The sequence below is a fragment of the Mucilaginibacter sp. P4_E8 genome (assembly GCF_056401495.1).
The window spans coordinates 1-11,795 of sequence record NZ_JBFUJG010000141.1 but is presented as its reverse complement, the minus strand read 5'-3'; the positions used below and the strand labels follow the sequence as shown (position 1 = coordinate 11,795).

General features: G+C 39.7%; 11 protein-coding genes. 9 read left to right on the top strand and 2 right to left on the bottom strand.

All coding sequences use genetic code 11. From position 1 onward, the window contains the following. Positions 1–275: 275 nt before the first annotated feature. Positions 276–752, bottom strand: a complete 477-nt coding sequence (locus AC1DRQ_RS26085; RefSeq protein WP_477428239.1) for a hypothetical protein — start codon at positions 750–752, stop codon at positions 276–278. A gap of 148 nt (positions 753–900) precedes the next feature. Here AC1DRQ_RS26085 and AC1DRQ_RS26080 point away from each other — a divergent pair, with 148 nt between their 5' ends. The 3 genes from AC1DRQ_RS26080 to AC1DRQ_RS26070 all read left to right on the top strand — a co-directional run bounded on the left by AC1DRQ_RS26080 (position 901) and on the right by AC1DRQ_RS26070 (position 4,497). Next, on the top strand, positions 901–1,620 hold the full coding sequence (locus AC1DRQ_RS26080; protein ID WP_477428237.1) for an RluA family pseudouridine synthase: 720 nt from the start codon (positions 901–903) through the stop codon (positions 1,618–1,620). 83 nt (positions 1,621–1,703) lie between these two features. Next, positions 1,704–3,161 carry a hypothetical protein gene (locus AC1DRQ_RS26075; protein ID WP_477428235.1) on the top strand — a complete coding sequence of 486 codons (1,458 nt, stop codon included), beginning with the start codon at positions 1,704–1,706 and terminating at the stop codon, positions 3,159–3,161. Positions 3,162–3,486: 325 nt separating this feature from the next. Continuing rightward, positions 3,487–4,497, top strand: coding sequence for a glutamine synthetase beta-grasp domain-containing protein (locus AC1DRQ_RS26070; RefSeq protein ID WP_429397575.1), 1,011 nt, complete (start codon positions 3,487–3,489; stop codon positions 4,495–4,497). A gap of 72 nt (positions 4,498–4,569) precedes the next feature. On the opposite strand, the gene AC1DRQ_RS26065 is transcribed toward AC1DRQ_RS26070, so the two are convergent. Further along, on the bottom strand, positions 4,570–4,965 hold the full coding sequence (locus tag AC1DRQ_RS26065; protein ID WP_429397573.1) for a gamma-glutamylcyclotransferase family protein: 396 nt from the start codon (positions 4,963–4,965) through the stop codon (positions 4,570–4,572). A 132-nt stretch (positions 4,966–5,097) separates the two neighbouring features. On the opposite strand from AC1DRQ_RS26065, the gene AC1DRQ_RS26060 reads away from it, so the two are divergent. The 6 genes from AC1DRQ_RS26060 to AC1DRQ_RS26035 all read left to right on the top strand — a co-directional run bounded on the left by AC1DRQ_RS26060 (position 5,098) and on the right by AC1DRQ_RS26035 (position 11,761). Then, the gene (locus AC1DRQ_RS26060; RefSeq protein ID WP_477428233.1) at positions 5,098–6,456 is read left to right on the top strand and encodes a glutamine synthetase family protein; all 1,359 of its coding nucleotides are present in this window, start codon (positions 5,098–5,100) and stop codon (positions 6,454–6,456) included. A 157-nt stretch (positions 6,457–6,613) separates the two neighbouring features. Continuing rightward, complete coding sequence (locus AC1DRQ_RS26055) at positions 6,614–7,003, top strand: GxxExxY protein (RefSeq protein ID WP_477428231.1); 390 nt, start codon at positions 6,614–6,616, stop codon at positions 7,001–7,003. Positions 7,004–7,195: 192 nt separating this feature from the next. Next, positions 7,196–8,233: a hypothetical protein gene (locus AC1DRQ_RS26050; protein WP_477428229.1), complete on the top strand. Its 1,038-nt coding sequence runs from the start codon at positions 7,196–7,198 to the stop codon at positions 8,231–8,233. A 57-nt stretch (positions 8,234–8,290) separates the two neighbouring features. Beyond that, on the top strand, positions 8,291–9,160 hold the full coding sequence (locus AC1DRQ_RS26045; RefSeq protein WP_477428227.1) for an HAD-IIA family hydrolase: 870 nt from the start codon (positions 8,291–8,293) through the stop codon (positions 9,158–9,160). 339 nt (positions 9,161–9,499) lie between these two features. Then, a complete protein-coding gene (locus tag AC1DRQ_RS26040; protein WP_429397563.1) occupies positions 9,500–10,555 on the top strand; it encodes a UDP-glucose--hexose-1-phosphate uridylyltransferase in 1,056 nt (351 codons plus the stop codon). A gap of 45 nt (positions 10,556–10,600) precedes the next feature. Next, positions 10,601–11,761, top strand: a complete 1,161-nt coding sequence (locus AC1DRQ_RS26035; RefSeq protein WP_477428225.1) for an aldose epimerase family protein — start codon at positions 10,601–10,603, stop codon at positions 11,759–11,761. The last annotated feature ends 34 nt before the right edge of the window (positions 11,762–11,795 follow it).

The following is an 11,795-nucleotide window of genomic DNA, read 5'->3' as shown; positions in this document are numbered from 1 at the left end:
GTTTTCACGCTGTTGCCGATACCAGCTGGAACGGAACCCCTATCACCAAACCATTTTAATAGTAAGAGGCGTAAGTTCTGCGTCACAGTTAACAAAAATGTAACGAAAATATACAATGGGAATTTGTTTGGAACACCAACCAATAGTTCTGGCTTTCAAGTAACTATCGATCCGGGTTGGGGTACAGATCCCTCCAATAATCAGAATTTTTAATTCTTAGTAATAAAAAAGCGGCCTGTATTAAGCAGACCGCTTTTTTTATATCCTAATCGAAATTATTTGGCTGCTGCGGCCTTTTTCTTGACCGTTGTGGCGGCTTTGGTTGTTTTGGTGGCAACAGCTTTTTTGACATTAGTTGCCTTTGCATCAGTAGTTATCGCTTTTGCTTTGGCAGTAGCTTTTTCTTTCACGGCAGTCGCGGTTTTTTTGGCTGCGGCAACTTCGTTATTAGCTTTGGCAGTTATAACTTTTGCTTTGGTATCGGCCCTGGCTTTTACGCCGGCAGCCGCGGTTTTGGCTTTGGTTACGGCAGTGTCGGCCTTTTTAGTAACGGCGGCTTTGGTTGCACTGGCTTTTTTAGCAACAACTGGTTTTTTAGCAGTTGCTTTTTCTTTTATCTCTTCTATTTTCTCTTCGGCTTTATCTTTTAGTTCTTCGGCTTTGTCTTTAGTGCTATCCCAAAATTCCTCGATTGTTTCTTTTACCTTTTCAAAAAATCCCTTTTCTTCAGGTTTGGTTGTTTTATTACTCATTTTGTTTAATAGATAGGTGTTTGTATTTGTTAGTTATGGTATTTAACCATTGTGGTTAATGTTTGTTTTACAGTGTGTTAACAAATGGTGTTTTACGCTGGTAACTGTTTAAATTATAAACCGTATTTTTGCCGGCTATATTTAAAATATGAAGTTCCCGAAATTTGCCGATCTGATATTGTTTGAGAATGATGATGTGATTGTAGTGAACAAGCCACCCTTTCTAAGTTCGCTTGACGAGCGTGAAGGGGGCGAGGTTAACTTGTTGCGGTTGGCTAAGGCTTATTGGGACGATGCCCAGATCTGTCATCGGCTGGATAAGGAAACGTCTGGTGCGCTTATCATCGCTAAAAACCCTGAGTCATATCGTATGGTATCTATGCAGTTTGAAAAACGGCAGGTAAAAAAAGTTTATCACGCGGTAATTGATGGTACACATACTTTTGAAAATCTGTTGATTGATTTGCCTATTTTAAATGTGGGCAAAGGTAATGTTACCATAAGCAGGCAGGAAGGCAAACGTGCCGAAACCTGGTTTCAGTCGTTAAAATACTTTAAGCATTATACATTGGTAGAGTGTCGCCCGGTAACTGGTCGTATGCACCAGATCCGTATACATTTGGCCACACAGCGGGCATCAATTGCTGGGGATGATATGTACAAAGGCGAGCCGGTTTTTCTGTCAAAAATTAAACGCAAATACCATTTGGGTAAAGGTCAGGAGGAATTACCTATCATGAAACGTTTTGCCCTACATGCATATGAGGTTACTTTCAAAATAAACGCCGAGACCGAGATCACTATACATGCCCCATATCCCAAAGATTTTGAAACGCTGTTAAAGCTGCTCGAAAAATTTGATAGTTAGTTAATAATATGTGTAATGTTTGCTTTTACCATGCGCAAGCGTAAATTTATATTTTATATGAAAAATATGCCTGCATGTTAAAAATGCTACGCTTAACGCTATCAATTTTATGCATATGCTGCTTTAATGCTGCTTTTTCAAAGCCTCTTATTGAAAAAGACAGCCTTTTAAATTTTATTCGGCTAAAGGATAAGGATCTGCGCGAGCAAAAATTAGTATATTATATCAAATGGCATATTCAGGATCTTCCGCTTAATGGCCTCGCTTTTAAAAAAGATTCTGTTACCAGGACAATTTCTGGCAGCAATATCGAAAACAAGCAGGCGCTGATACTTTTAATAGAGAGTATTTACCTGAAACGTCTGTTGAGATTTGATGAAGCACAGCAAGTATTAGTAAAGGCAGTTGAGGAGCAGCAAAAAAAATCAAATCACTTTTTGCTATATACGTTTTTTAGTCAACTGGCATTTATACAAACTGATGCAGGTAATGCCATTGATGCGATTTATAGCTATTCTTTGGCAAAAAATGAGGTTAAAGAACTTCATGATCCCTTTTTAGAAGCATTGCTTTACGTTAACATTTCTGATATATATTATAAAAGCGGTTTATACAGTCAATCGTTATTTTATTTAGATGAGGCACAAGACTTATGCGACAAGTATAAACTAAACTCCATCATTATTTTAAGGCTCATAAACTATAATAAAGCCGAAAACTATTTCAGGGCAGGTAAGTATGATTCATTAAGCATGTATCATGAAAAATTAAACCTGCTTAAAGATCAATCGGATAAACTATATACCTCTCAAAAACGTACCGGCTATTATTTGCTGTTGTTAAAACGTGATTATAAAGCGGCTATACCAGTTATAAATGCTTTATTAAAAGATAGCTTGTATGTAAAGGTTGATATTGATGAGCAATGCCTTGCTGACGCTTATTTTAATAACGGACAAATTGATTCGGCAAGGTATATTATAAATGAGCTGCTTGCCCGGCCTTTATTAGGCAATCATCCCGAAATAAAGTTTCATTTGTATGAGATGCTTGGTGAAATCGCTCAACTTAAAAATGATAGTAAAAAGGCCGCTTATAATTTTAAACAGGCCTTGCAGCAATCAAAACAGAATGTTAATAACCTTACACAGGTTGGGAATATATCATCGCAAGTGAAAATTAACGATGTGCAAGGCCTGTATTACGAAAACATGCTGCTTTACAAAAAAGAGCAGCTAAAACTCAGGTTTATTGTAGCCCTGGCATTTTTAATAGTTGTTGTAATAGCCATTTTTTACCGCAGCAACAGGCAAAAACGACACTATGAAAAGCTGTTATATGCAGCACAAAAGCATGAGCTTGCCACCATTAATTCGCACGAGGTACGTAATCACCTTTCAAATATATTGGGTCTGCTTGATTTGATGAATGATAAGAGTAATAAAGGGGCTGAACTTTTACAAACAAAAAATTACCTGAAATACTCTGCCGAACAATTGGATAAGGCCCTCAAAAATGTATCGCAAAAACTAAGCGATTAAGCGGATATATATTTTGCCTGTTTTTCATAATTAGTAAATTTTTTAAGTCAAAAAGCTCCTAAAATAGTCTTTATTTCAATATTTTACATTTTTGATAAAAAATCAATGATTTTAATGCTGTAAAATATGAAAATGTTAAAAAGGATATTTGTTAACCTTGTTTTTACGTATTTAAGCTTAAAAAGTAGCGTTTGTGGAAAAAAATTGTAAAAATTTCACAAAAATGTAATGATTTTTATAAAAATAATTTAAATTCGCCTTAATAATTAGTCAGATTAACAGAAAAACTATAATTAGAACCACAACTTTACAAATTAATTTAAAAATGGCAACTAAACTCGAGTACATTTGGCTTGATGGCTATAAACCAACCCAAAGCCTGCGCAGCAAAACAAAAATTGAAAAAGATTTCAGCGGTAAATTAGAAGACTGCCCGCTTTGGAGCTTTGATGGTTCATCAACTGAACAGGCACCAGGTGGCTCATCTGATTGCGTTTTAAAACCGGTTTTCATTTGTAAAGATCCTCAAAGAAAAGACGCGTTCCTGGTAATGTGCGAAGTGTTGGATTCAAAAGGTGAAGCTCATGAGTCAAACGGTCGTGCTCATATCGAGGATGATGATAATGATTTTTGGTTTGGTTTTGAGCAGGAATACTTTTTATGGGATCCTAAAACTAACAAACCTCTTGGTTTTCCGGCAGGTGGTTACCCAGGTCCGCAAGGCCCTTACTACTGTTCAGTAGGTGCAAACAATGCTTACGGTCGTGAGATTGTTGAAGAGCACTTAGACGTTTGTTTAGAAGCTGGTTTAAATGTTGAAGGTATCAACGCCGAAGTAGCAGCAGGTCAGTGGGAATTCCAGATCTTCGCTAAAGGCGCTAAAGAAGCTGGTGATCAAATTTGGGTTGCCCGTTATTTATTGGAAAGAATTGGCGAAAGCTATGGTGTTGCCATCAACTGGCATTGCAAACCATTGGGTGAATTAGACTGGAACGGTTCTGGTATGCACGCTAACTTCTCAAACACAATCTTACGTACTGCAAACAGCAAAGAAACATTTACTGCTATCTGCGAAGCATTCCGCCCAGCAGTTGCTGAGTGTGTTGCTGTGTATGGTGCTCATAACGAACTGCGTTTAACAGGTAAACACGAAACTGCTTCAATCAATGATTTTAGCTATGGTGTATCTGATCGTGGTGCTTCTATTCGTATCCCTTTATATACAGTTGATCACAACTGGAGTGGTTACCTGGAAGATCGTCGCCCTAACTCAGCTGCTGATCCATACAAAGTAGCTGCAGTTATCATCAAAACTGTAAAATCAGCGAAAGTTTAAGCCCCTTTATATACTTTAACTTCTTCCTCCGGCCCAAAAGGCCGGGGGATTTTTTTTGTTATTGCTGTTACCCTATTTCAAATACCTTCCTGATCTTATCCTGGGCAAATGCTCAACCGCTAAATTGTAAACATACACCCAGCACTCAACCGTGTTGGTACCGGTTTCAATATCTGCTTGTATCCTGATAAATAAATTGGGCTGGGCCTGGTCATCACCAAAACCCTCATAATCATCAATAAATTCCAAAATCTTTTCAGGCTCATCCATTAAATAAATGCTACCATGAACATACTCTTCACTATCGGTATCAGCAATGGCGCCGGGATAGTCGCCAATATCATAAAGCCTGCCTTTAAGTTTGCCTGGCTGCAATAGGGTACAATGCTGCTGTAAATAGGCGCCGTAACTATTGTTGTTATCAAGCAGGGTGCCATAAACAAATAAATGCGGGTTGGTTTGCTCCATTAATTAGCTGATGTTATAAACAAAGATAAGCTCAAATTCGTAATGAATATCTATAAACACTAAAGGCAATTTTTTATGTTTACATCATAATGGTTATCTTGCTAAAGTATAACCTGCCTTATATATTATACCATGAACGAGGAACAGATCAAAGCATATTTAGAAGAAAATAACATACAGAAAATAAAATTCGCCTTTGCCGATATTGATGGCGTTTTGCGTGGCAAGGTGATCCACCCTAAAAAGTTTATTGATGGCCTGCAAAGTGGTTATGGCTTTTGCGATGTAGTTTTTGGCTGGGACAGCAGCGATGCTTGTTATGATAATGTACAGCTTACCGGCTGGCATACCGGTTACCCTGATAAGCTTTGCCGTATAGATCTTTCAACATTGCGCAACATCCCCTGGCAGGATAATATCCTTTTCTTTTTGGCCGATTACAGTGATCCCAAAGGTGTTGATCTGCCGGCTTGTCCGCGCAGTTTGCTGAAGCACATCACCAAACAATGTGTTGATATGGGCTACCATGCCGAGTTTGCGCAGGAGTTTGAATGGTTCAATTTTAGGGAAACTCCACAGTCTGTCAATGACAAAAATTTTACCAATATAAATACCCTTACGCCGGGTATGTTCGGTTACTCCATACTACGCACATCAGAGAACAGTGATTTTTATTATGATCTGTTTAACCTGCTCACGCAGTTCAATATCCCTATAGAGGGTTTGCATACCGAAACCGGGCCGGGTGTATATGAAGCTGCTATATTGCATGATGAGGTTTTAAGCGCTGCAGATAAAGCTGTGCTGTTTAAAACCGCTGTAAAGGAAATTGCCTATAAACATGGCATCATGGCATCGTTCATGGCCAAATGGACCGAAACCCTGCCGGGCTGCAGCGGGCACCTGCACCAAAGCCTGTGGAGCATGGATAAAAGCGAAAACTTGTTTTACAGCGCCGGTGACGAACATAAAATGAGCGATCTGCATAAGCATTACCTTGCCGGGCAATTGCATTGCCTGCCTCATATATTACCCATGTATGCTCCCACTATAAACAGCTATAAACGCCTGGTTGAAGGCGCCTGGGCGCCAACCACCATTACCTGGGGGGTAGATAACCGCACCACAGCCCTGCGGGTGATCAATACAACACCGGCCTATACCCGTTTAGAAACCCGCATCCCCGGCTCTGATACCAACCCATATCTGGCTATGGCCGCTGCGCTGGCTTCGGGCCTTTACGGTATAAAAAATAAGCTGGCATTAAATATTCCGCAAACCATAGGTAATGGCTACCAGGATAAAAGGAACGGCGTACTGGCCACTAACCTGCATGATGCCGCTGTAACCATGCAAAACTCACCTATAGCCAAAGAGCTTTTTGGCGAAGGCTTTGTGGAGCACTTTACCCAAACCCGCCTTTGGGAGCATCGCCAATATGCTAAACATGTAACCGACTGGGAACTGAAAAGATACTTTGAGATTATTTAATTGTCTGAATGTGTCTGAACTCGGATTATACAGATTTATCAGATTCATTGGATTTTGATTTGTAAAAGGAGAAAAATCGTGGTTAATCCTTTAATCCGAAAAATCCCGGTTCAGACAAAAGGCTCAGACAAAAATAAAAATCCTAATAAATAACAATGTGGATCAACTGAAGCACGATGAAATAACCCGAAGGATCATAGGATGTGCCATGAAAGTTCATGCTGTGCTTGGTAACGGATTTCAGGAGGTAATATATCAACGGGCGCTTGAATTAGAAATGGCTTTTGAAGGCCTTGTTTTTGAGCGTGAAAAAGAAATGCCGATTTATTACCGGGAGGAGGAAATTGGAACCCGCAGAGTTGATTTTTTTGTTGAGGGATTAATAATGGTCGAGTTAAAAGCCATTATCGAGTTAGAGCCTGTTCACTTGGCTCAGGGTATTAATTATCTTGAAGCTTATAATATGGAAATTGGTTTACTCATAAACTTCGGCAGTAAATTATTAATGTTTAAACGATTATTGAATAAAAAGTTTAGACAATATTAAATTGTCTGAACCTGGATTAAACAGATTAACAGATTTATCAGATTTTTTGGATTTTGATTTGCAGGTAAAAAATCATGGTTAATCTTTTAATCTGTTTAATCTGAGTTCAGACAAAAAAGTTCAAACAAAAGGCTCAGACAAAAATTCGTTATTCGATATTATTATTTAATCTTTGTAGCCTAAATTATGTAAATGGACTATTCAGTCATAGTTAAAAAAGCATGGGAGGGTTATGATGCCTCAAAAACCATCAGGCTTATTGAAGATATCAGCGCCATGGTATCAACCAACCATGTTTATCGTATCACTTTTGATGACGACGATATTATTATTGCCAAGCTGTCTTACTTCGGTAAGTTTGAGCATTTTAAAGAAGATCACCGCATTATCCAAACATTAGCAAATAACCTGCTTTATCCGTTCGAAAACCTGCTGGCGCGCTCTTTATTAAAAAATAACCGGGTTTATATTTACCATTATAAACATGGCAAAACAGATGCTTGGGTGGTTTTTTATAATCCAACACGCATATTGCAACGCATGCCGCGCAGGCTCGATGAAAATCAGATTAAAAAACTGGGGCAGCAGGTTGGCAAGTTCCATAAAGCTTGTTCAAGGGTTAAAAATGTGTTGCCTAAATCGTCAAAAACGCTGCGTACTGATATTTCTGCGCTGTTGCACCAACTGGAGGATAACGAAGAAGAGTTTGGAACAGCCATGCAGGCCGACTTTTTAAAATATCATTGCGAAACTTTTTTAAAGAACCGCTCAAAATATAATATGAGCTCGTTCGAGATTATCCCGGTATTTATCGACTGGAATATTGGCAACTTTTCGGTTACCCCAAACCTGGAATTGTATTCGCGCTGGGATTACGACTGGTTCAGGATGAGTTACCRTGTGCTTGATTTTTACTTTTTCAGCAGGGTGGTATCTGATATTGGCGACCGTACGGTGTTTAGTTATGTGATCAACACCATGATGGAAGACCGCTTCATCATCTTTTTGAAGGAGTATCATAAAATAAACCCGCTAACCGCCGACGAGATCAGGTTTATGAAAGAGGCTTACCGCTTTTTTATATTAAATTATGTAATTAAAGATGGTAAACACTTTTTTAGCGAGCAATATGCGCAAAAGTTGCAGGCAGAGGCATTTAACGTATACCTGCCATCGGTTGACAGGGACTTTGATGCTGAAAAAATTATTGAAGCGTTGAAATTAAAATAGGCAGTGGTTTAATATTTAAGCATATTGCGACAATATTAAATTAACAACACCAAAAGCATGAAAAAAATAGACAACTTTAAATCCATTATTGACAGGYACAAGGTTGTTTTTTTTGATGCTTTTGGTGTACTGAAAAACTATGAAGGCCTGTTGCCGGGTATTGAACGTACGTTTGCTTATCTTGAACAGCAAAATAAGGAATATTATATTGTTACCAATGATGCTTCACGCAGTCCCACACAATTAGCCGAATCATACCATAAAGCCGGTTTAAACGCGATTACAGCCGACCGTATAGTTTCATCGGGCATGCTGGCCAAAGAGTATCTTGATCTTAAAGTGAACGATGGCATAGTGGCCTACCTGGGTACCGAAGATTCTGCGCATTATATTGAGCGTTCGGGCCTGCATACGCTGCCCATCAGCCAGATAGACAGCAGTAATATTGAAAAAGTGAATGCCCTGGTATTCCTGGACGATGAAGGCTTTAGTTGGGTTAATGACCTGAATAAAACCGTGAACCTGTTGCGTAAACGCACTATTCCTGCCATAGTTGCCAATACAGATCATGCTTACCCATTGTCGGTACATGATGTGGCCATAGCAATAGGGGGAATAGCCCGGATGGTGGAGAATATTGTGGGCAAGGAGTTTATTCGCTTTGGTAAACCCGATTCGCAGATGTTCATGTTTGCTTATGATCTGCTGCGCGAAAAAGGGCCTATCAGCAAGCAGGATATTGTGATGGTGGGCGACACTCTGCAAACGGATATTTGGGGTGGTAATAAATTTGGACTGGATACCGTATTGGTATTATCAGGCAATACACAACCCAAGGATGCCGACAACCGCATAACCGCAACCGGCATTGTGCCAACCTATATTTGCGATTCGGCCGTTGTGGAATACGACGAGCTGGGGTTTTAGGTTGATCACACATTAAATTTTACCCCTGTGTCCTCATCACAGGGGTTCAGAAAAAATAAAAACGTTGTCATTTCGACGAGGAACGAGGAGAAATCTTATATGACCTGCAAATTCGCTTTGTATATTATATAAGATTTCTCTTTCGCGCCACCCTCATTCCTCCCGCAGGCTCTTTCGAAATGACATTTTTTGAAAAGTCGCATCCAAATAAATTAAAATGTCTTCCTGACAAATAAATTCATTTTAAATGTATGTCTTACATTTATTTTTTTATTTTTGGATCGATAAAGGCATTAGCCCCATGCCTGTCGCCAACAAAACCTAATTAATTTAAACTTGATGAGTAACGAAAACTTTGATCTGAAAGAGCATCCGCACAGCCGTTTGAATATTTTAACCGGCGACTGGATATTAGTATCCCCGCACCGTACAAAACGACCCTGGCAGGGTAAGGTAGAAGCTGCCCAGGCCGATGAAAGACCCGAATACGACCCCAACTGTTACCTGTGCCCCGGCAATAAAAGAGCCGACGGGAGTGAGAACCCTGATTACGAAGGCAGCTATGTTTTTACCAACGACTATTCGTCCTTATTGTTAAATACGCCGGATGGCGGGCTTAATGATGATGAACTGCTGGTAGCCAACAGTCAGCGGGGGATTTGCAGAGTGATCAGTTTTTCGCCGCAGCATGACCTTACACTGCCCCAAATGGAAACCAAAGATATCAGGAAAGTGGTTGATGTATGGCAAACAGAATACCAGGACCTGGCAACCTACCCATGGATAAAGCACATCCAGATATTTGAGAACAAAGGCGATATTATGGGCTGCAGTAACCCGCATCCGCATGGCCAGATCTGGGCGCAAAACAGCATCCCGGTTGAAGTGGATAAGGAAACCCAGCAGCAAAAAAACTATTTTGAGCAAAAAAGCCGCAGTCTGCTTGGCGATTATGTAAAGCTGGAGTTAAAACGTCAGGAACGCATCATTTTTGAGAACGAGCATTTTGTTGTACTGGTACCTTTTTGGGCAGTATGGCCATATGAAACCATGATAGTAAGTAAAAGACAAATCACCAGTTTGTTGTATTTTACTGAGGATGAAAAAACAGCCCTGGCTGATGCCATTAAACGCCTCACAGTAAGATATGATAATATGTTCGAAACGTCGTTTCCATACTCATCAGGTATGCACCAGGCGCCGGTAAACATGGGCGAGCATCCGTACTGGCACTGGCATATGCATTTTTACCCGCCATTATTGCGGTCGGCAACAGTTAAAAAATTTATGGTGGGTTATGAGATGCTGGCTAATCCGCAGCGTGATATTACTGCCGAGTTTGCCGCCGAAAAATTAAGAAATTTAAGTGAAGTGCATTATAAAGTGAAGGGATAAGTAAAAAATATTAATTTTAAACCAACAATATAAACCATCTCCTTTATGAACCAATTATTTAAAAACCTCTCCTTTGTAATCTTGCCGGCCTGCGTATATTTGGCCGCCTGTAATCAATCATCTGACAAGAAAAAAACAACTATGACGGATAGCACCCAAACACCAGCCTCTGCATTCGAAAAAACAATCGATGGAAAACAAACACATTTGTACACCCTTAAGAACAAAAATGGGATAGTCGCAACGTTTACCAATTACGGTGGCCGTATAGTAAGCCTGCTGGTACCTGATAAAAATGGTAAGCTTACTGATGTAGTTTTAGGTTTTGAGAGTGTGGAAGGTTTTGAAAAATCGATCGAACCTTATTATGGTGCTACCATTGGCCGCTATGGAAACCGCATAGCCAAAGGCAAATTTAAAATTGATGGTACAGAATATCAGTCGTCCATAAATAATCCGCCTAATACGCTGCATGGTGGCAAAAACGGCTACCAGAGTGTAGTATGGGATGCCAAACAAATTGATTCCTCAACATTGGAACTTACTTATCTGTCAAAAGATATGGAAGAAGGTTTCCCTGGCAACCTGAGTGTGAAAGTTATTTATAGCTTAACTGATGATAACGAGTTTAAAGCGGTTTACGAAGCCACAACCGATAAAAAAACCGTAGTGAACTTAACCAACCATGCCTTTTTTAACCTTAATGGCGAAGGCAGCGGAACTATTCTTGATCACCTGGTACAAATTGATGCCGATAATTATGTTCCGGTTGATTCTACCCTGATCCCAACAGGTAAAATTGAAAATGTACATGGTACTCCGTTTGATTTTACAAAACCAACTACCATTGGCCAAAGGATAAATGATAACAACGTGCAACTAAAAGATGGTAAAGGTTATGACCATAACTACGTACTGAACAAACACGATATTAAAACCCCTATAGCCACCGTAATTGGTGATAAAAGCGGTATAAAAATGGAAGTATTTACCGAGGAGCCAGGCTTACAGTTTTACAGTGGCAACTTTATGCAAGCCAAAAATGCCATGAAACGCGGTATAAAAGACGAATTCCGTACCTCATTTGCTATGGAAACACAGCATTATCCTGATTCGCCAAACCAACCGCAGTTCCCGTCAACCGAACTTAAACCAGGCCAGGTTTACAAAACACAATCGTTATATAAATTTTCGGTAGTTAAATAAGCCGGAGGGTTTCCTTAATAACAAAAAATGTCCT

What these genes read in the sequence shown, in the direction of transcription:
- AC1DRQ_RS26085 (WP_477428239.1), bottom strand. Translation starts at nt 752, where the DNA reads ATGAGTAATAAAACAACCAAACCTGAAGAAAAGGGATTTTTTGAAAAG.
- AC1DRQ_RS26080 (WP_477428237.1), top strand. Translation starts at nt 901, where the DNA reads ATGAAGTTCCCGAAATTTGCCGATCTGATATTGTTTGAGAATGATGAT.
- AC1DRQ_RS26075 (WP_477428235.1), top strand. Translation starts at nt 1,704, where the DNA reads ATGCTACGCTTAACGCTATCAATTTTATGCATATGCTGCTTTAATGCT.
- AC1DRQ_RS26070 (WP_429397575.1), top strand. Translation starts at nt 3,487, where the DNA reads ATGGCAACTAAACTCGAGTACATTTGGCTTGATGGCTATAAACCAACC.
- AC1DRQ_RS26065 (WP_429397573.1), bottom strand. Translation starts at nt 4,965, where the DNA reads ATGGAGCAAACCAACCCGCATTTATTTGTTTATGGCACCCTGCTTGAT.
- AC1DRQ_RS26060 (WP_477428233.1), top strand. Translation starts at nt 5,098, where the DNA reads ATGAACGAGGAACAGATCAAAGCATATTTAGAAGAAAATAACATACAG.
- AC1DRQ_RS26040 (WP_429397563.1), top strand. Translation starts at nt 9,500, where the DNA reads ATGAGTAACGAAAACTTTGATCTGAAAGAGCATCCGCACAGCCGTTTG.
- AC1DRQ_RS26035 (WP_477428225.1), top strand. Translation starts at nt 10,601, where the DNA reads ATGAACCAATTATTTAAAAACCTCTCCTTTGTAATCTTGCCGGCCTGC.